Origin of the sequence: Microbacterium sp. LjRoot45, assembly GCF_964253325.1 — a bacterium.
GTDB lineage: Bacteria > Actinomycetota > Actinomycetes > Actinomycetales > Microbacteriaceae > Microbacterium.
In genome coordinates this window covers 430,369-449,741 of sequence record NZ_CAXUQM020000001.1, presented here as the reverse complement: position 1 = coordinate 449,741, position 19,373 = coordinate 430,369, and the positions used below count along the sequence as shown (strand labels likewise).

Below are 19,373 nucleotides of genomic sequence, written 5' to 3'. Positions count from 1 at the left end.
CGAGCGCGATGTCGCGCGTCAGGAGCGGGCGGGGTGGAGGGGGCGCCCCTCGAAGAAGGTCTGGAGCACGACGGTCGTGCGGGTGCTGACCGACGCGGCCGCGCGGATGTCGCGGATCAGCTCTTCCAGGGCGCGCGGCGTGGCGACCCGGACGAAGAGCATGTAGGCCGCGACGCCGGCCACCGAGTGACACGCCTCGATCTCATCGAGGTGCGCGAGCATCTCGGGCGCGTTGTCGGGCTGGGCGGGGTCGAGCGGCGTGATCTCGATGAAGGCGGCGAGGGGCTTGCCCACCGCCTCGGGGTTGATCGTGGCGCGATAGCCCGCGATGGTGCCGTCGGCTTCGAGTCGCTTGAGCCGCGCCTGCACGGCGGAGACGGAGAGTCCGACGGCGGCCGACAGCTGCGAGAGGGTGGCACGACCGTCGCGAGAGAGGGCTCGAACGATTCCCGCATCGACATCTGTGAGGGTCATAGGTCGAAACTACCGGAAGATTTCCTGCCGTCTATTTATCCTGGCGGAACTTCTCTCGTAGAATTCGGGGAGCTCGCGGCTCGGCGCTGCGACACGTCGCTCTGATCGGAGGTTCACCATGTCCCTGACCGCACCCACCCGAAAGGTCGTCATCGGAGAACCGGAGGTCGTCGAGGACGGCCGGGCGATCGCCGAGCAGCCCGCGTGGCTCGCCCTGAAGGATGCCGCGACCGCTCTCCAGGAGCTGCAGGTGCAGGACGGCTCCGTCCCCGAGGCCGACGCACACGAGGAGGCGCGCGCCTACGTCGAGACGATCGTCCTCGCGATCCGCGCGCTCGCGCCCCTGTTTCCGCACGACGCGGAGTACCTCGCGGCGAGCGTCCATGATTTCCAGCGCTGGGTCGACGGCGGGTTCGGCGTGCCCGACTTCCTCGACTCGCTCACCGCGTTCCAGCCGCAGCAGCATCGGGTCGACGGGCTCACCCACCTCGTGGTGTTCCCCATGTACACGCAGAACGGTTCGCGCAACCGCTACGTCGAGGCGGTGCTGGTCGAGGTGATCTGGCCCGAGTTCATCGCGGAGCTGGAGAACACCTACACGAACAAGCTCTTCGTCTCGCTCCGGCTCCTCGACTTCACGCCCGGTTACGACACGAACTCCGCCGTCCTGTTCCCCGAGACGGTCGCCATGCGCGAGATCCCGACCTTCACCTGGGGCGCGATATTCCAGGACCGCGAGGCCGCCCGCTACCGGCGCGTGGTGCGCGCGGCATCCGAGACCACGAAGCTCGACCTGCCCGACGACGCCGCGCGGATGCTCGATGACCAGGCGCTCACCGAGAAGACCTTCGTCATGTGGGACATCATCCACGACCGCACCCACATGCGCGGCGACCTGCCCTTCGACCCGTTCATGATCAAGCAGCGGATGCCGTACTTCCTCTACTCCTTGGAGGAGCTGCGCTGCGATCTCACCGCCTTCCGCGAGTGCGTCGCGATCGAGCAGGAGCTGCGGGCGCGAGCGGAGCTGTCGGAGGTGGAGGCCGAGACGCTCGAGCACGCGAAGCTCGTGCAGTACGCCGTCATCTTCGATCGGATCTTCCGTTTCTCGATCACCGGCACCCGGGTGCGCAACTACGACGGCCTCGGCGGGCAGCTGCTCTTCGCGTGGCTGCACCAACGCGGCGTGCTCCACTGGACCGACACGGCCCTCGCATTCGACTGGGATGACGTGCCCGCTGCGGTCGTCGCGCTCGGCGACGCGATCGACGAGCTGTACTGGAAGTCGATCGACCGCCCGAAGGTCGCGCACTGGCTCGCCGCGTACGACCTCGTGCGCCAGACCGTCACACCCCATCCCGCCTCGGTGTGGAACCGCGGGCTCCCCGACGAGGTGCTCGCCGGTGCTCCGAAGGGATACACCGACGCGGTGCTGGACGACGAGTTCCCGCTGTCGATGTTCTTCGAGGCGTTGGAGAAGAAGATGCGCGACGTGATCGCGTCGACGTCGGGGATCACCGGCGCCGATGCCTGACGAGACGGTCGCGTCTCAGACGCGGGGCGTCGGGGGGCGCCTCGTGCTCGTGGCGGGGGCGACGAGCAACAGCGGGGAAGCGGCGACGCGTGCGCTGGTGGGGGCCGGCGCGCGCGTGGTCGCCGTGGGGCGCGATGAGGAGCGCCTCGCGCCGCTGGCGCGACTCGGTGCCCGGACGGCCGCCTGCGATCTCACCGACGAGCACGCCGTCGCCGCGCTGGCGGCCCAGCTGGCGGCGACGGGCGAGCATGTCGACGGCATCCTGCACCTCGTCGGCGGCTGGCGCGGCGGTGGCGGCGTGGCCGGGCAGACCGACGACGACTACCGCTTCCTCGAGCAGTCGCTCACCGCGTGGCGGCACACGTCGCGCGCCTTCTGGGGCGAACTGCTCGCTTCGTCGGCCTCGAGGATCGCCGTCGTATCGTCGACGGCGGTGGTGCGGCCCCTCGCCGGAGGCGCGAACTACGCGGCCGTCAAGGCGGCCACCGAGGCGTGGACGCGCGCCCTGGCGCAGGGCTTCTCGAAGACCGCGCGGGATGCCGGTGAGCCGCTGCGCTCTGCCGCCGTCATCTTCCGCGTGAAGAGCCTGGCCGGAAGAGAAGCCGACCTCGCGGCGGCGTTCGTGGACCTGTGGGACGCGCAGGCGGATGCCGTGAACGACACGGTCATCACCCTCGCCGACGGAGCCTGAGCCGGTTCAGTCGCGGTGCGCCGCTCCCTGATCGGACACACCACCGCGCACCTGCGCGGACGAGGCGGGCGGGATCGGCGGCGCGTCCGCCGCGGCACCGGCGCCGGTCGCGGTGCCGGAAACGGCTTCCTGGCCGCCCGCATCTTCACCGGCGGCGACGGTCGTCTCCGGTGCTTCCCGATAGCCCGCAGACAGCGTGCGGTAGGACTTCGTCGCGAAAGCGAGCATCGCGAAGACGACCATGATGAGGCCGGAGAAGAAGAACACGAGCGCGATCCCTCGCGCCTCGCCCTCGCCGAGCAGCCACCCCCACGTGCGCTGACCGGCATCCGTGTTCATGTAGGGGATGATCCAGAACTCGGCGATCGGCGCGATGAGGAACGAGGTGATCGGCGCCGCGGACACCTCGATCGCCGTGGCCGCTCCGAACACGCGCCCCTGCCGCTCGAACGGCACCACCTTCTGCACGACCGTCTGCTCTGCCGCCTCGATCGCCGGGATCAGCATCATGTACAGCCAGATGCCGAGGGCATACAGCCACCACCACTCGCGGATCGTGAAGAGCGATCCGAGCAGCCCCATGACGACGACCAGCAAGAGCATCGTACGGATCGGGTTCTTGCCGAGGCCCTTGGCGGCGACGATGCCGCCACCGATGAGGAAGCCCGTCGACGAGACGGCCAGCACGACGCCCCACCATTCGACGGGGAAGAGCGTGAGGCCGTAGGGGTCCATGAGCGCCATGTACACGCCGCCGACCAGATTGTTGAAGGTCGAGAACAGGATGAGCGCGAACAGGCCTGGGACGGCCCGGATGGCGGCGGCGGCACCCCGGAAGTCGACGAGCTTGGACCCCGGCTCACGCGCGGGCTCGTCTTCGGGAACCTTCAGCAGGAACAGGTGGATCAGCGCCGCGAGGGTGAGGACGAGCGCGATCACGAGGGTCCAGCCCATGCCGAGGAAGCCGATCGCGAAGCCCGAGAACACGCTCGTCACCAGAAAGGCGAGCCCCTGCACGGTGCCCACGAGGCCGTTCGCGTTGGCGTGACGCTCGGTCGGCACGAGAAGGGTGACCGTCGTGGACAGGGCGATGTTGCGGAGGTTCTCGACGACGGCGCCCGCGAGGATGATGCCCGAGAAGAGCCAGAACCACGGAGCGCCCAGATCGAGCAGGGTCGCCTCGGTCTGGGACAGATAGATGCCGCCCGCCAGGAGGAACGCGACGAGGGTGACGAACCCCGACAGGATCATGACGCGGTGCTTGCGGTGCCGGTCGACGAACGTGCCGAAAACCATGCCGAAGACCGCGAGGAGCAGCATGTAGGCGCCGCCGATGATGCCGGTCGCGAGGACCGACTTCGTCTCCAGGTAGACCCAGAACGTGAGCGCGAACCACAGGAAGCTCGTGGTGATGTTGGCCGCAGCCGTGTTGACCAGCACGTGCACGAAAGTGCGCATCCCGTTGGCGGGAACCGCCCGGGAGGGGGCGGCGTCAGGCTGCGGTTGCGACATGAGGCGAGGCTAGCGAGCACCACCGACACGCGGAACCCCCGGACCGCGAACTAGGCTGGGATGTCGTGACCACCCTCCACGACACGACCGTTCGCGGCTTCGCCAGCGACAATTACTCCGGCGTCCACCCCGAGGTGCTCGCGGCGATCGCCGCCGCCAACGACGGCCACCAGATCGCCTACGGCGAAGACGTCTACACGGCGCGACTGCAGGAGGTCTTCGTACGCCATCTCGGCGAGGGCGTGGAGGCCTTCCCGGTGTTCAACGGCACGGGAGCCAACGTCGTCGGCCTCCAGTCGATGCTGCCCCGCTGGGGCGCGGTCATCGCGGCATCCACCGCGCACATCAACGTCGACGAGGGCGGCGCGCCCGAGCGGGTCGCGGGCATCAAGATCCTCAACGTCCCCACCGACGACGGCAAGCTCACGCCCGAGCTCATCGACCGGGAGGCCTGGGGCTGGGGCGACGAGCACCGCGCGCAGCCGCTCGTCGTGTCGATCACGCAGTCCACCGAGCTCGGCACCCTGTACACGCCCGACGAGATCCGCGCGATCGCCGACCACGTCCACGCACGCGGCATGCGCCTCCACCTCGACGGCGCCCGCATCTCCAACGCCGCCGCCGCACTCGACGTACCGCTGCGGGCCTTCACGCGCGACGCCGGCGTCGACGTCATGAGCTTCGGCGGCACGAAGAACGGCGCCATGCTGGGAGAGGCCGTCGTCGTGCTCGACCCCGCGGCATCCGAGGGTCTGCTGTTCCTCCGCAAGCTCAACATGCAGCTGTCGAGCAAGATGCGCTTCGTCTCGGCGCAGCTGGTCGCGCTCCTCGAAGACGACCTGTACCTGCGCAATGCCCGCCACGCGAACGCCATGGCGGCGCGGCTGCGGTCGTCGGTGGAGGCGGGCCTCGCCGACGGATCGATCCGCGGGGTCGCCTTCAGCCAGCCGACGCAGGCCAACGGCGTGTTCGCGACGCTGCCCGACGGTGTCGCCGACCGGCTGCGCGAGAGCTTCCGCTTCTACGACTGGGATGCCGCGAAGAACGAGGTGCGCTGGATGTGCTCGTTCGACACGAGCGAGAGCGACGTCGACGCGTTCGTGGCCGAGCTCGGTCGACTCACGACCGCCGGCTGAGCACCGCCGCCGCCGCCGACGGCACGTCTCAGCGCCGCTCGACGGCCGTGACCGACTCGATCGCGTCGTCGAGCTCCGCCTCGGCCACCTCGTCGGGCACTGCCCCGTCGGAGGCGTCCGAGCTCGAGTCGGCGTCGGCATCCGTCTCTTCCACGGGAGCGGACTCGCCGGCGGCGGAGGCCTCGCCCCGCATGAGCTCGCGCACCTCCGACATGAAGCTCGTGAGCTGGTGCTGCTGCCAGCGCAGCTGACGCGTGCGGTCCTCGGCGTCGCGGAGCACCGAGTCGGAGTGGGCCGTCACGGTCTCGATGATCTTCTGCGCCTTCACGCGGGCGCGGTCGAGCTGCTCGCGCGCCTTGAGGTGGGCATCGGCCTCGATCTGCGACGCCTGGGCGCGCATGAGGCGGTCGAAGTCGTCGGCCTTGGCCGTGATCCGCTGCGAGTGCTCGAGCGACGCGGCCACCTGGTCGTTCGCGTCCTTCGTGATGCGCTCCGCGTGGGCGACGGCCTGGTTGTGCAGCATGAGGAACTCCTGCTGCGCGTCGTCCTGCCGGCGGGTCAGCGACTCCTCGAACTCGAGCGCGCGCATCCGCAGCTCGCGCACCGCCTCCTCGGCCTCGGCGCGGGCCTGCTCGGTCTCGCGCGCGACGAGCGAACGGAGAGCGGCAGCGCCCTTCTCCGACTCGGTGCGGATGGTCGCCGCCTCCTGCTCGGCCTGCGCGACCTTTTCCGCGGCGTGAGCACGCTCGCGCTCCAGCTGCGCGGCGTGCGCCGTGAGCTCCGTGTCGATGCGCACCCGCGCCTGCTGGGCGTCGTGCTCGGCGCGCGCGATGATCGCGTCGGCGTCGGCCTGCGCCTCCTTGCGACGGTTCTGGATCTCCTCGTTGGCCGCTGCGAGCAGGCGGTCGGCCTGCACGCTCGCGTTCTTGATGAGCAGGCTGGCCTGCTCCTCCGCGACGTGCAGCACCTCCTCGAACTGGCGACGGTTCGCCGACTCGCCCGAGGCACCCAGCAGCTCCTCCGTGAGGGTCTGCACCTGCTCCTCGGCGTTGGACGCCTTCGCGGTGGCGACGGCGAGCTCCGCCTCCAGCTCCTCCACGCGCTTGCTGCCCTGCGACTGCGCCTGGTTCTGCGCCTTCGCCGACGCGACCGCGCGGCGGTAGCGGTCCTTCAGCTGCGAGAGCTCCTCGCCCTGCACACGTAGCCGCGTGGTCAGCTCCGCGATCGCCGACTCGACCTCGCCCTTGTCGTACCCTCGGAACGCCGTCGTGAACGTCGCGTCACCGCCGCCCTCCTGGGCGCGGATGAGGTCGTCGAACGGCGAGTTCTCGTCGCCGGGAGAGGTCTGCAGGTCGGGCATGAGGACTCCGCGAGGTCGGGGGATACCGGGTAACCACACCGGTACTTGGAAGGGTACCCTTCCCGCCGCCGCCGTGCGCACCGCAATATCGACGGCGACTCATCCGCGTCATCTTGTGGGTGGCGGGGCCCCGAGCCACGATTCGGCGCGGACGAACCGCGCCGCCGCACGGGCGGACTCAGCTGCCCGCGAGCCACTCCCGGTAGGCGTCGAAGGCGTAGGGCCGGCCGAGGAAGGATGCCACGAGGTCGGCGGCATCCCTTCGTCCTCCCGGTTCGAGGATCTCGCGGCGGTAGCGCTCGGCGACCTCCGGGTTCATGAGGTCGTCGCCGAACGCGGAGCGGAGATCGCGCGCGATGACGAGGCTCCATTGGTACGTGTAGTAGCAGGAGCCGTATCCGGTGAGGTGCCCGAAGCCCGCATAGGGGTGCAGGCCCCGCAGCGGCTGCACGGGAGACGTGACCGCGTACCAGTGCTCGGTGGCGGCCTGGAGGTCGGCGGGCCGGTCGACGTGCAGGTGGTACGACACGTTCGCGTGGCCGAGCTGGCGACGCACCTCCAGCGCCCGACCGAAGCCGTCGGCCACCCGCATGCGCTCGACGAGGTCGGCGGGGATCGGCTGCCCGTCCGCGTCGGCCGTGAAGGATGCCAGCACGTCGGCATCCCACGCCCACTCCTCCAGGAGCTGGCTCGGCGCCTCGACGAAATCCCACTCGGTCGCCACGCCCGTGAAGCGGGCGAACCGCTGCGCGCCGCCGAGGATGTCGTGCACGAGATGACCGAACTCGTGGAAGAACGTGGTGACCTCGTCGTGGGTCATGAGCCCTCGCGCGAAGTTGCACAGGAGCGCCGCCTCCGGGAGCACCCGCCCCGTGATGCCCGGCGCCAACGGGAAGCACGCCGCGTGGCTGAACTTGCCCTCTCGCGGGTGGAGGTCGAGGTGCACCCGCCCGATGCGCTCGTCGCCGCGCACGACGTCGTAGCTGCGCACGTCGGGATGCCACGTCGGCACGTCGACGGGCTGGAAGTCGATGCCGAGCAGCCGCGAGGCGGTCTGCAGCACTCCGGGCAGCACGCGATCGAACGTGAAGTACGAGCGCACGAGCTGCGCATCCACATCGTGACGCTCGTTGCGGAGCACGCTCAGGAGATAGAAGAAGTCGGCGACCGTCACCTCTTCGGCATCCGGCTCGTCGTGGCGCAGACGCTCCAGCAGCAGCGGGTACTCGGCCTCCGCCGCCGGGCGCGACGCCTCGTCGAGCCGGTCCAGGAACGCGCGGACCGCGGCGCCGGAGCCGATCATGCGCGGCTCGGTCTCGAAGTCGGCCCAGTCGCCGTAGCCGAGCAGGTGCGCCCGCTCCTCCCGCACGGCGAGGAGCTCGGCGAGCACGGCGTCGTTCTCGGGCCACGCGAGGTCGTTGTAGGCGGCCACGAGGGCCGTGCGCGTCGCTCGCACCGTGGCGTACTCGCGCACCGGCATGAGGTCGGGATAGTCCGTCGTGAGCACGACGAGCCCGTCTTCTCCCGCCGGGTGCGCATCGAGGAAGTCCTGCGGCAGTCCCGCGAGGTCGTCGGGATGCACCCGCACCTCGCGCCGGCCCTCGCGGATGTTCCGGGAGAAGGTCAGGCTGAGCTCGGTGTCGCGGTCGGTCAGCTCGCGCACGCGCTCGCGGTCGGCCTCCGCGAGATCCACGCCGCCTCGACGGAAGTCGCGCAGCGTGTGGGACAGGAGGCGCTCCTCCTCGGCATCCAGGTCGGCGCCCTCGAAGGCGGCGAGCGCCGCGAACAGGGCGGGGTCGAGCAGCCGGGCGGACGAGAGCGCCTCGAGCGTCTGCACCGACGCTTCGGCCGCCGCACGGACGTCGGCGTCGGGGTGCGCCTCGCTGAGGATGTAGGCCTCACTCATCGTGCCGCGGAGGGCGAGATCGGCGTCGTTCCAGAGGTCGAGGGCCTCGGATGCCGTGGCCGCGCCGGCCGTCAACTGGCCGTCGAAGTGGCGCACGAGCCGCACGGCCGCCTCGGCGTGCTCGGTGGCGGCGGCCAGCCAGCCGTCGCGGGTGATCGGGAAGACGAAGGGCTCGGGCGCACTCATGGGTTCGAGCCTACGGGTGGCATCCGTCAGCGACGCCCGAACAGCATGGTCGTGAGGGTCGGCCGCCAGTGGCGGGCGACGTACGAGACCGCTTCGTCGACCCCGAACGATCGCGTCGAGTTGCCGACACGCACCCACAGGTCGGTGCTCTGACCCTGCGCGAGGAACACCGGCTCCGGAGCGCGAGGGCAGCGGACGGCGCACACCGTGACGCCGTCGACGTCCGCGAAGCGGATGCGCGGGAGTGCCGCGGCGTTCTTGCCGAGGGTCGTCGAGAGCATGTCGCGCAGCCACAGTTCGAACCGATCGACGTCGGGTTCGCGCAAGGTCGCGAGGTCGCGGTCCAGGCCCGTCGGACGCCCGGCGTCGTCGGCGCCGATGAGGAGGGTGCCGCCACTGCTGTTGAGGAACGCGGCGACCGTCTTGGCGACCACCGCCTCCATGCGTGGGTCCTTCTTGTCCTCGCGCACGTTCCAGCGCGCCGTCTCCTTGAACTCGACCCGGTCGGACTCCCCCGCCGCCAAGAGGGCGCGGACGTCGACGGCGGCGCTGTCGCGGCGCACGAGGGCGACGACCGCGGAGGCGAGCAGCGAGAGCCCGAGACTGCAGCCGGCGGCCAGGAGGATGGTCGTCGGCATCCAGAGTCGGAGACCGGCGAAGAACCAGCCGGCGATGAAGAGACCGGCGCTGAGCCCCAGGATCGAGATGATCGTCATCGCCGACAGCGGCAGCGAGAGGCGTTGGCCGAAGAGGCGGCGCAGCGTCCAGGCGATGACGAACGACACCAGGAGCGCCGCCGGCAGGGCGAGGGCGAAGTCGACGAGCAGCGCGCTCTGCGGCATGACGGGGGCCGCCTCAGCGCAGGGCGCCGACGGAGGCCAGCGCCAGCCGCACCAGCGTTCCCCGGCCGCCCTCCATCTCGGCGGCCAGCGAATCCGAGGAGGCCTCGGCGGGGGTCAGCCACGTGACCTCGAGGGCATCCTGCCGCGGCTCGCACGTGCCGGTGACCGGCACGACGAACGCGAGCGACACGGCGTGCTGACGATCGTCGTGGTAGGCGCTCAGGCCCGGCATCGGGAAGTACTCGGCCACCGTGAACGGCACCGGCTGCGGCGGGAGAAGCGGGAAGGCCATGGGCCCCAGGTCGTTCTCGAGATGGCGGAAGAGGGCATCGCGCACCGTCTCGCCGTAGCGGACGCGGCCCGACACGGTCGAACGCGTGATCTCACCGAGCGGAGTGGCGCGCAGGAGGATGCCGACCTCGGTGACGACACCCGTGCCGTCGGTACGGACGGGAACGGCCTCCACGTAGAGGATCGGCAGGCGCCGACGCGCCTCGGCGAGCTCGATCTCCGTCAGCCAGCCCGGGTTGGCGGCGTTGCCCGGGGCGGGAGAGCCGAAGGAGCCGTCACCCACCGGGTGGCCCTCGCGACCGTACGCGCGCAGCGAATCGCGCGGCGCTCCGTCGTCGTCGCGGTCGTTCGGGTCGGGGTCGGGGGTGCGGACGGCCATGCTCCATGTATACCCGCGCCCGCCCCCGATCGCGCGGGCGCACGCCGGAGGACACGACCGGACGGCGTTTGGGACAATGGGGCCATGAGCGAGTTGGATGCCGACGCCGTGCTGTGGAGCGCCTCGCCCGCCGAGCGTGCGGGGCGCCCGCTCGTGGTGCTCCTGCACGGCTACGGCTCGGAGGAACGCGACCTCTTCGCGCTCGTGCCCCACTTGCCGCCGGAGTACGTGTTCGCCGCCGTCCGCGCCCCGCTCACGCCGCCGTTCCCCACTCCGGGGTGGTCGTGGTTCCCGATCGAAGGCCTCCGCGGGCGAGACCCGGAGGGCACGACGACCGCGGCGAGCGCGTTCCTCTCGTGGCTGGACGCGTCGACGGATGCCGAGGTCGTCGGCCTGCTGGGCTTCTCGCAGGGAGCGGTGATCGCCCTGCAGGCGCTGCGTCTGCAGCCGCAGCGGTTCGCCTTCGTCGTCGCCCTCGCGGGATACGCGGATGCCGCTCCCCTCCCGACCGATGCCGAGCTGGCCGAGCGCAAGCCCCCCGTCTTCTGGGGGCGCGGAGCGCGCGATGAGGTCATCCCGGTCGACCGTGTCGCCCACACCGTGCAGTGGCTCCCCGAACACGCGGAACTGAGCGGCCGCGTCTACCCGGGGCTCGCCCACAGCGTGTCGCAGGACGAACTGGAGGACGTGCGCACCTTCCTCGAGAAGCGCCTCGCCGACGAGCGGGGTTGACGCCCTCCGATAGAATCGTCGTGTCCCCCGTCCCGAGTGTGAGGAAGACCGTTGAAGGGTTTCGACGCCGCGCTGTGATCTCGCGCCAGCCGTCGCCCTCCGCTTCCCTCCGCTACCCGCAGGACCGGACTCTTCGCGACGTCTGCGCACCCATCCCGCGCTGACGTCGTCGACTCCCTCCGCCTCCCCCGGCCGCGTGCCGGGCGCGAGGCTGCCCGGTGTCCGCTGCGTCGGCGCACCCCCGACCGAGATCGGGGCCACCGACAACCGGGAGGCACTCATGCCTGCACCACACTCCGCGGTCGCTCTCGACCGCCTCTCCTTCACCTGGCCCGACGGCACCGTCGCCCTCGACGGCGTCACGGGCGCGTTCGGCACCGGCCGCACCGGTCTCGTGGGCCGCAACGGCGCCGGCAAGTCGACGCTGCTCTCGCTTATCGCGGGCGAACGGATGCCGACGTCCGGCCAGCTCACCGTCACCGGCCGCGTCGACCGCCTGCCGCAGCAGCTCACGCTCGACGTGGACGTGCCCGTCGCCGACCTGCTCGGCGTGGGCGATGCGCTCCGCGCCGTGCGGGCGATCGCCGACGGCGATGTCGACCCCGCGCACTTCGACGCCGTCGGAGACGACTGGGACGTCGAAGCGCGGGCCACGGCATCCCTCGCCGAGGCGGGACTTCCCGCGGGAGCGCTCGACCGGCGGGTGGGCACGCTGTCCGGCGGCGAAGCGGTACTCGCCGCGCTCGTCGGCGTCCGGCTCCGCGGCGCGCCGATCGCCCTGCTCGACGAGCCCACCAACAACCTGGACCGCGATGCCCGCGCGCGCGTCTACGACCTCGTCCGGGGGTGGCGGGGCACGCTCGTGGTGGTCAGTCACGACACCCGGCTGCTCGACCTCATGGACGAGACCGCCGAGCTGTACCGCGGCGGGCTGTCGGTGTTCGGCGGCGGCTACTCGGCGTGGCGCGAAGCCCTCGACGTGGAGCAGGCCGCCGCGCGGCAGGCCGAGGCCGCCGCGCGGCAGGTGGTCCGGCGCGAGAAGCGCGACCGCCGCCTGACGGAGACGAAGATCGCCCACCGCCAGGCGGCCGGACACAAGGCGCAGATGGAGAAACGCGTGCCGGGCATCGTCGCGGGCGGACGCAAGCGCGCCGCGCAGGTGTCGGCAGGGAAGCTGCGGACCGAGGCCGTCGAGAAGGTCGCGACGGCTCGCGCGGACCTCGACGCCGCCGAACGCCGCGTCCGCGACGACGAGTCGGTGCACATCGACGTCCCCGATCCCCGGGTCGCGGCGGGGCGGCGCATCGCGATGCTCGGCGACGGCGAGCGCGCGTGGATCGTGCAGGGGCCGGAGCGGGTGGCCGTCATCGGCCCCAACGGCGCGGGGAAGACGACGCTCCTCGAGAGCCTCGTCGGCGTCGGCCGCTCCGGGACCGGCCTGCACACGGAGACGTACACCGACCGCATCGGATACCTCCCCCAGCGCGTCGACGGGCTCGACGACGATCGGTCGGTGCTCGACAATCTCCGCAGCCCCGGCATGGGCGACGTGGAACTGCGCAACCGGCTCGCCCGGTTCCTCCTGCGCGGCGACACCGTGCTGCGGCCGGTGGCCACTCTGTCGGGCGGCGAGCGCTTCCGGACGGCGCTGGCACGCCTCATGCTCCACGAACCCGCCCCGCAGCTGCTCGTGCTCGACGAGCCGACCAACAATCTCGACGTGGAGACGGTCGACCACCTGGTCGACGCGCTCGCCTCGTACCGCGGCGCGGTGCTGATCGTGAGCCACGACGACGCGTTCCTCGCGCGCATCGGCCCCGACCTCGTGCTCGAGCTGCGCGCCGGGCTCCTGAGCGAGCGTCCGATGACCGTGCTATTCCCCTAACGGAATGCATGCGATGCGCAACTGTTATCGCGGCCCGTAGCAAGCGCTATCCGGCTCGCATACGCTTCCCACAGGAGGAGAAGTGTCACCTGAAGAACCCGGCCCCGAGGCCCCTGAGAACACCCCCGCAGCATCACGTACGCCACGGCGCATGAACCGCCCGGCGCTGTGGATCACCGTGGGCACGGTGGCGGCGATGGCGATCGCCGGCGCAGCCGTCGCTGCCCCGCTGATGCGACCGTCCGCGGAGGGGGCGGCCTCCCCGAGCACCGCGCCGTCCGCGTCGCCCACGGGCGAAGCCGAGTCCCCGTCGCCGACTCCGTCACCGACGCCCACGCCGACGCCGACGTGCACCGTGACGATGCACGATGTCCTCTGGTCCGATCCGTTCGAGCTCACCCTGCCGGCCACAGGCCCCGCCGACGCCGATCGCGTGCAACGGATCGAGCGCGCCGACGTCGACTATCGCCCCACCCCGTTCCCGTTCCCCATCGACGAGGAGAGTTTCGGCATCCTGACCGCGAACGACCTGCGGTCGCGCAGCTCGCTGACCGTGGCGGGCCGTGACGGTCAGGAGCGGTGGACGGTCGTGATCGACGGTGGTCGACTCCAGGTGCTCTCGTCACCGGCGACCACGGGCGTGCAGGGGATCCTCGTGATCGGCGTGACGGCATTCGAGGGCGGCGACCACCGCATGATGTCGTTCGATCTCGCCACAGGTGATGTCATCGCGGAGCGCGAGACCGGCGAGACCAGTCCCATCACGTGGCGCGCCGGGCGAGCGTGGTGGACGAGTGTCGCGCCTGCCACCGCGGACAGCTTCTACCTCAGCGATCGCGACGCCCTCTCGCGGATCGACGCGACCACCCTCGAGACGCGATGGACGGTGGCCGGTTCGGACTACGGCGTGGAGTGGTTCGAGGGCGGCGTGCCGTTCGGCGTCATCGGAGACCGGGCGTTCGTCGGCAGTCATGCCGTGGATGCCGAAACCGGAGAAGGTCTCGGGTGGGAGTCTGCGGGCACCGTCACGTCCGTGGCCGGCGCCACCCTGCACACACGTCTCATGTACGACCACGTCGGCCCGTTCGACCTATCCGGACTCGATCTGGCGCGAGGAGAGTCGTGCTGGACGCGCGAGGTGCTCAGCTACACGGGCGACGCCGACACGCTGTGGATCCTCACGCCGGAGGGAGCGATCGAGCGCATCGACCCCCTCACCGGCGAGGCGCTCGAGACCGTCGCGCAGACGACCGCGAGCTCGCTGAGGGCAGTCGGACGTTATCTGTTCGCCACCGAGTCCGATCCGGACGACTACAGGCAGCCCACCACCGTGAGCGTCTTCGAAGACTCGGTGCTGCGCTGGACGTACACGGACGACTCCTCCGCGCCCCCGTATGTCTCCGGATCGCAGATCGTCGTGCACGAGCGCAAGCGCGGTCTCGACACGCTGACGGGATACGACGAGCCCGGCGGCGATCCTGCCTGGCAGATCGAGGAGCTCGACATCTTCGTCGACGAGGGGGTCGTGCTCCAGGCAGAGGTGGACTGGAACGAGAACATCATCGACTACGCGCTGCGCCACTGACAGCCCGCGGCGCAAGCCCTGTCCGGATGTCGGACGGACGGACGAAGATGGAGGGATGGCCGAGGTGCTCGAGCGATTCGGTCCTGCGACGCAGGACTGGTTCCGCAGCGCCTTCCATCGGCCGACCGCCGCGCAAGCCGGCGCGTGGGAGACCATCTCCGCCGGGCGGCACGCGCTCGTGGTGGCTCCGACCGGGTCGGGCAAGACGCTCTCGGCCTTCCTGTGGTCGATCGATCGGATCTTCCACGACAAGCAGGATGCCGCGGCCGCCGCACCCGCACCGTCCCGGTCGAAGCAGCCTCGCCCGCCGCGCACGCGCGTGCTCTACATCTCACCGCTGAAGGCGCTCGGCGTCGACGTCGAACGCAACCTGCGCTCTCCCCTCGTGGGCATCGGCCAGTCGGCACGGCGCCTCGGCATCCCCGTGCCCGACATCACCGTCGGCGTGCGCTCGGGCGACACGACGTCGGCCGACCGCCGGAAGCTCGTCTCCGATCCGCCCGACATCCTCATCACGACGCCCGAGTCGCTGTACCTCATGCTCACCTCGCAGGCGGGCGAGACGCTGCGCGGCGTCCACACGGTGATCGTCGACGAGGTGCACGCCGTGGCCGCCACCAAGCGGGGGGCGCACCTCGCGGTGAGCCTCGAGCGGCTCGACGCATTGCGCCGGGAGCACGACGAGAGCGTCGCACCCGTGCAGCGGATCGGGCTGTCGGCCACCGTCCGACCGATCGACGAGGTGGCGCGGTTCCTCGGCGGTTCGCAGCCCGTCGAGATCGTGGCGCCGAAGGCGACGAAGGCGTTCGACCTGTCGGTCGTGGTCCCGATGGACGACATGCTCAACCCGCCTCCCCCTCCCGGTGCGGCGGCCGAGGCGCCGTCGCCCGGGGCCGGCGAGGGGGCCGCGGACGCCGCAGCATCCGACGACGGTGACGGACCCGCCTGGTACGACGCCGCACCCGGCCCGACGGGGTCGGCCTCCGCGCCAGGTCCGAGCGAAGTGACCGGGTCGGTGTGGCCGCACGTCGAGGAGGCGATCGTCGACCGCATCCTCGCCCACCGCTCGACCATCGTCTTCGCGAACTCGCGCCGGCTCGCGGAGCGGCTGACGGGGCGGCTCAACGAGATCTACGCGGAGCGACTCGGGCTCGACCTGCCCGATCCCGCCGTGCCCGCCGCGATGATGGCCCAAGCGGGGGCGACGAGCGGCGCCGACCCCGTGCTCGCCAAGGCTCACCACGGCTCCGTCTCGAAAGAGCAGCGGGCCCAGGTCGAGGACGAGTTGAAGTCGGGGGCGCTGCGGTGCGTCGTCGCGACGAGCAGCCTCGAGCTCGGCATCGACATGGGAGCCGTCGACCTCGTCATCCAGGTCGAGGCGCCGCCGTCCGCGGCATCCGGTCTCCAGCGCGTGGGACGCGCGGGCCACCAGGTGGGCGAGGTGAGTCGAGCCGCGCTCTTCCCCAAGCACCGGGGTGACGTGCTCCACACCGCCGTCGTCACCGAGCGCATGCTGGCCGGTCAGATCGAGGCGATCGCCGTGCCGCAGAACCCGCTCGACATCCTCGCGCAGCAGACGGTCGCCGCGTGCGCGACGGGCCCGGTCGACGTGGAGGGCTGGTTCGAGACGGTGAAGCGGTCGGCGCCGTTTCGCACCCTTCCCCGCTCCGCCTTCGAAGCGACCCTCGACCTCCTCGCGGGCCGGTTCCCCTCCGACGAGTTCGCCGAGCTCCGTCCCCGCGTGGTCTGGGATCGCGACCACGGCACGCTGACCGGTCGGCCGGGAGCGCAGCGCGTCGCCGTGACCAGTGGCGGCACGATCCCCGATCGCGGCCTCTTCGGCGTCTTCGTCGCCGGCGAGAGCCGCAATGCGCGCGTCGGTGAGCTCGACGAGGAGATGGTCTACGAGTCGCGCGTGAACGACGTCTTCACGTTGGGCACCACGAGCTGGCGCATCGTGGAGATCACTCACGACCGCGTCAACGTGCTGCCCGCGTTCGGGCAGCCGGGGAAGCTGCCGTTCTGGCACGGCGACGGCCTGGGACGACCCGCCGAGCTCGGCGAGGCGCTCGGCCGGTTCTCGCGGGAGGTGGCGGCGGCGACCCCCGAGAAGGCGACTGAGCGATTGCGGGAGTCGGGCCTCGACGACAACGCCATCGGGAACCTGCTGTCCTACCTGTCCGAACAGCGTGAGGCGACGGGCACACTGCCCACCGATCGGACGCTCACGGTCGAGCGGTCGCGCGACGAAGTCGGCGACTGGCGCATCATCCTGCATTCCCCGTACGGCATGCACGTGCACGCACCGTGGGCGCTGGCCGTCAACGCGCGGATCCGCGAGCGGCTCGGTGTGGAGGGATCGGCGGTCGCGAGCGACGACGGCATCATCGCCCGCGTGCCCGACGCGGAGTCCGAACCGCCCGACGCCGAGCTCTTCGTCTTCGACCCCGACGAGCTCGAGCAGATCGTCACCGACGAAGTCGGCGGCTCCGCCCTGTTCGCCTCGCGCTTCCGCGAGTGCGCGGCCCGCGCGCTCCTGCTTCCGCGCCTCAACCCGAACCGTCGCTCGCCGCTGTGGCAGCAGCGGCAGAAGTCGGCGCAGCTGTTGGAGGTCGCGAAGAACCATCCGACGTTCCCGATCATCCTCGAGACGCTTCGCGAAGTGCTGCAGGACGTCTACGACCTTCCCGCCCTGCTGCGCATCGCCCGGTCGATCGGCGACCGACGCATCCGCCTCGTCGAGACCACCACCTCGCAGCCGTCGCCGTTCGCGCGCGACCTGCTGTTCGGGTACGTCGGCGCGTTCATGTACGAGGGCGACTCCCCGCTCGCCGAGCGTCGGGCGGCCGCGCTCTCCGTCGACCCTGCACTGTTGAGCGAGCTCCTCGGCAAGGTCGAGATGCGCGAGCTCCTCGACCCCGGCATCATCGCCCAGTTCGAACGCGAGGTGCAGCGGCTCGACCCCACCCGGCGAGTGCGCGGGCTCGAAGGGGTCGCCGACCTGCTGCGCCTGCTCGGCCCGCTCGACGCCGACGAAGTGGCCGCCAGGCTCGACGCCGCCGCTCCCCCGTCCGGAGCGCCCACGCCAGACGGCGCACCCGACGCGGCTGCGACGGCGGCCGAGGCCCAGGCCCACCTCGATGCGCTCGTCGACGCCCGGCGCGCGATCCCCGTGACGATCGCGGGCGTCGCGCGGGTGGCCGCGATCGAGGATGCCGGGCGGCTGCGCGACGCGCTCGGCGCGGCGCTGCCCGTCGGCATCCCCACCGCGTTCCTGGAACCCGTCGTCGACCCGCTCGCCGATCTCGTCGCCCGTCACGCCCGCACGCACGGCCCGTTCCGCACGGGCGACGTGGCGGCGCGACTCGGGATCGGCGCGGCCGTCGCCCGGCAGACGCTGCAGCGGCTCGAGTCGCAGGGCCGGCTGTCGAGCGGCTTCTTCCTTCCCGACCCGGCGCGGGGTTCCCGCGAGGCGCAGGCCGACGGCGCCGATCCGGGCTCCGAGTGGTGCGACACCGAGGTGCTGCGTCGGCTGCGGCTGCGCTCGCTCGCCGCCATCCGCGGGGCGGTCGAGCCCGTGGCTCCCGAGGCGTTCGCCCGCTTCCTCCCCGCGTGGCAGCACGTTCACGCCGCCGAGTCCGCCCGCGGTCTCGAAGGGGTCGACGGCGTGCTGGCCGTGATCGAGCAGCTCGCCGGCGTGCCGCTCCCGGCGAGCGCGTGGGAGTCGCTCATCCTGCCCTCGCGCGTCGTGGACTACACCCCGGGCATGCTCGACGAGCTCACCTCCACGGGAGAGGTGATCTGGTCGGGTCACGGCTCGCTCCCCGGCCGCGACGGCTGGATCGCGCTGCACCCCGCCGACACCGCCGCGCTCACGCTCCGTCCCGAAGACGACACCGCGCCGTCGCCGCTGGAGGAGCAGCTCCTGTCGGCCCTCGCCGGCGGGGGCGCCTTCTTCGCGGGGCAGCTCGTGCCCCTCGTGGGCGCCGAGAACGAGCAGTCCGTCGTCGATGCGCTGTGGAACCTCGCGTGGACGTCGCGCATCACCAATGACACGTTCGCGCCGGTGCGGCTGCTGCTGGGCGGCGGCTCGCAGGCACACCGCACGGTGCGCCGCACTCCCCGTGCCCGCATGTTCCGCGGCACGCCGATCGCCCGACCCCAGACCGCACCTCAGCGGCCGCCGCTCGTGGGAGGGCGCTGGTCGCTGCTCCCGGCACCCGAGGGCGACCCGTCGCTGCGCGCCGCGGCATCCGCCAGCATGCTGCTCGAACGCTACGGGGTGGTCACCCGCGGCTCGGTGACCGCGGAGGAGCTGCCGGGCGGGTTCGCGCAGGCCTACCGCACCCTCGCCGGCTTCGAAGACGCAGGGCACTGCCGGCGCGGCTACTTCATCGAACGTCTCGGCGCCGCGCAGTTCGCGACGTCGGCCACGGTCGACCGGCTGCGCACCTACACAGGCCCCGACGCCGACGAGGGCGCTCCGCGCCTGCACGCACTGACGCTCGCCGCCACCGATCCCGCCAATCCCTACGGCGCGGCGCTCGGCTGGCCGGCACAGGACGGCGGCCACCGCCCCGGGCGGAAGGCGGGCGGCCTCGTCGTCCTCGTCGACGGCGCACTCGTGCTGTACCTCGAGCGCGGCGGCCGCTCCGCGCTCGCCTTCTCGGACGACGAGGCCGTGCTGTCCGCCGCGGCGCGCAGCCTCGTCGAGACGGCGCGCGCTCGACGGCTCGACACGCTGACGATCGAACAGGTCGGCGGCGCGTTCGTGTACGGCACGCCCGTCGGCCGCGCGCTCCGCGACGCCGGCTTCGTCGAATCCGCGCGGGGCCTCACCCTCCGGCGGGCCCGATGACA

Annotated in this window: 13 protein-coding genes; 7 read left to right on the top strand and 6 right to left on the bottom strand. The window is 71.5% G+C overall.

The genetic code is table 11. The annotated features are described in order from the left end of the window. Positions 1-18: 18 nt before the first annotated feature. On the bottom strand, positions 19-474 hold the full coding sequence (locus ACSQ18_RS01955) for an Lrp/AsnC family transcriptional regulator (RefSeq protein ID WP_436035373.1): 456 nt from the start codon (positions 472-474) through the stop codon (positions 19-21). A 118-nt stretch (positions 475-592) separates the two neighbouring features. On the opposite strand from ACSQ18_RS01955, the gene ACSQ18_RS01950 reads away from it, so the two are divergent. Together ACSQ18_RS01950 and ACSQ18_RS01945 are read left to right on the top strand one after the other, a co-directional pair. After that, complete coding sequence (locus tag ACSQ18_RS01950; protein ID WP_436035372.1) at positions 593-2,008, top strand: DUF6421 family protein; 1,416 nt, start codon at positions 593-595, stop codon at positions 2,006-2,008. Continuing rightward, positions 2,001-2,699, top strand: coding sequence for an SDR family oxidoreductase (locus tag ACSQ18_RS01945; protein ID WP_436035371.1), 699 nt, complete (start codon positions 2,001-2,003; stop codon positions 2,697-2,699). Before ACSQ18_RS01950 ends, ACSQ18_RS01945 begins: the two co-directional genes overlap by 8 nt. 6 nt (positions 2,700-2,705) lie before the next feature. On the opposite strand, the gene ACSQ18_RS01940 is transcribed toward ACSQ18_RS01945, so the two are convergent. After that, positions 2,706-4,211 carry an MFS transporter gene (locus tag ACSQ18_RS01940; RefSeq protein ID WP_436035370.1) on the bottom strand — a complete coding sequence of 502 codons (1,506 nt, stop codon included), beginning with the start codon at positions 4,209-4,211 and terminating at the stop codon, positions 2,706-2,708. A 65-nt stretch (positions 4,212-4,276) separates the two neighbouring features. On the opposite strand from ACSQ18_RS01940, the gene ACSQ18_RS01935 reads away from it, so the two are divergent. Beyond that, complete coding sequence (locus tag ACSQ18_RS01935; protein ID WP_436035369.1) at positions 4,277-5,347, top strand: threonine aldolase family protein; 1,071 nt, start codon at positions 4,277-4,279, stop codon at positions 5,345-5,347. A 28-nt stretch (positions 5,348-5,375) separates the two neighbouring features. Here the strand turns inward: ACSQ18_RS01935 and ACSQ18_RS01930 are convergent, their stop codons facing one another. The 4 genes from ACSQ18_RS01930 to ACSQ18_RS01915 form a co-directional block, all read right to left on the bottom strand. Beyond that, positions 5,376-6,707: a cell division initiation protein gene (locus tag ACSQ18_RS01930; RefSeq protein WP_436035368.1), complete on the bottom strand. Its 1,332-nt coding sequence runs from the start codon at positions 6,705-6,707 to the stop codon at positions 5,376-5,378. Positions 6,708-6,885: 178 nt separating this feature from the next. Beyond that, positions 6,886-8,799 (bottom strand): M3 family metallopeptidase, encoded by a 1,914-nt coding sequence (locus ACSQ18_RS01925; protein WP_436035367.1) that lies wholly within the window; start codon positions 8,797-8,799, stop codon positions 6,886-6,888. Positions 8,800-8,825: 26 nt separating this feature from the next. After that, positions 8,826-9,641: an AlbA family DNA-binding domain-containing protein gene (locus ACSQ18_RS01920; RefSeq protein WP_436035366.1), complete on the bottom strand. Its 816-nt coding sequence runs from the start codon at positions 9,639-9,641 to the stop codon at positions 8,826-8,828. Positions 9,642-9,654: 13 nt separating this feature from the next. Next, positions 9,655-10,311 carry an NUDIX hydrolase family protein gene (locus tag ACSQ18_RS01915; protein WP_436035365.1) on the bottom strand — a complete coding sequence of 219 codons (657 nt, stop codon included), beginning with the start codon at positions 10,309-10,311 and terminating at the stop codon, positions 9,655-9,657. A gap of 84 nt (positions 10,312-10,395) precedes the next feature. On the opposite strand from ACSQ18_RS01915, the gene ACSQ18_RS01910 reads away from it, so the two are divergent. From ACSQ18_RS01910 to ACSQ18_RS01895, 4 genes are all read left to right on the top strand, one after another. Then, complete coding sequence (locus ACSQ18_RS01910) at positions 10,396-11,043, top strand: alpha/beta hydrolase (RefSeq protein WP_436035364.1); 648 nt, start codon at positions 10,396-10,398, stop codon at positions 11,041-11,043. 280 nt (positions 11,044-11,323) lie between these two features. Next, the gene (locus ACSQ18_RS01905) at positions 11,324-12,928 is read left to right on the top strand and encodes an ABC-F family ATP-binding cassette domain-containing protein (protein ID WP_436035363.1); all 1,605 of its coding nucleotides are present in this window, start codon (positions 11,324-11,326) and stop codon (positions 12,926-12,928) included. Positions 12,929-13,079: 151 nt separating this feature from the next. Then, the gene (locus tag ACSQ18_RS01900) at positions 13,080-14,513 is read left to right on the top strand and encodes a hypothetical protein (protein WP_436035362.1); all 1,434 of its coding nucleotides are present in this window, start codon (positions 13,080-13,082) and stop codon (positions 14,511-14,513) included. A gap of 55 nt (positions 14,514-14,568) precedes the next feature. Further along, a complete protein-coding gene (locus ACSQ18_RS01895; protein ID WP_436035361.1) occupies positions 14,569-19,371 on the top strand; it encodes an Lhr family ATP-dependent helicase in 4,803 nt (1,600 codons plus the stop codon). Positions 19,372-19,373 lie beyond the last annotated feature (2 nt).

Bases quoted from the DNA above. Each gene is read 5' to 3' on its own strand.
- ACSQ18_RS01945 (WP_436035371.1), top strand. From the start codon at position 2,001: ATGCCTGACGAGACGGTCGCGTCTCAGACGCGGGGCGTCGGGGGGCGC.
- ACSQ18_RS01925 (WP_436035367.1), bottom strand. From the start codon at position 8,799: ATGAGTGCGCCCGAGCCCTTCGTCTTCCCGATCACCCGCGACGGCTGG.
- ACSQ18_RS01895 (WP_436035361.1), top strand. From the start codon at position 14,569: ATGGCCGAGGTGCTCGAGCGATTCGGTCCTGCGACGCAGGACTGGTTC.
- ACSQ18_RS01955 (WP_436035373.1), bottom strand. From the start codon at position 474: ATGACCCTCACAGATGTCGATGCGGGAATCGTTCGAGCCCTCTCTCGC.
- ACSQ18_RS01930 (WP_436035368.1), bottom strand. From the start codon at position 6,707: ATGCCCGACCTGCAGACCTCTCCCGGCGACGAGAACTCGCCGTTCGAC.
- ACSQ18_RS01920 (WP_436035366.1), bottom strand. From the start codon at position 9,641: ATGCCGCAGAGCGCGCTGCTCGTCGACTTCGCCCTCGCCCTGCCGGCG.
- ACSQ18_RS01950 (WP_436035372.1), top strand. From the start codon at position 593: ATGTCCCTGACCGCACCCACCCGAAAGGTCGTCATCGGAGAACCGGAG.
- ACSQ18_RS01900 (WP_436035362.1), top strand. From the start codon at position 13,080: ATGAACCGCCCGGCGCTGTGGATCACCGTGGGCACGGTGGCGGCGATG.
- ACSQ18_RS01915 (WP_436035365.1), bottom strand. From the start codon at position 10,311: ATGGCCGTCCGCACCCCCGACCCCGACCCGAACGACCGCGACGACGAC.
- ACSQ18_RS01910 (WP_436035364.1), top strand. From the start codon at position 10,396: ATGAGCGAGTTGGATGCCGACGCCGTGCTGTGGAGCGCCTCGCCCGCC.
- ACSQ18_RS01940 (WP_436035370.1), bottom strand. From the start codon at position 4,211: ATGTCGCAACCGCAGCCTGACGCCGCCCCCTCCCGGGCGGTTCCCGCC.
- ACSQ18_RS01905 (WP_436035363.1), top strand. From the start codon at position 11,324: ATGCCTGCACCACACTCCGCGGTCGCTCTCGACCGCCTCTCCTTCACC.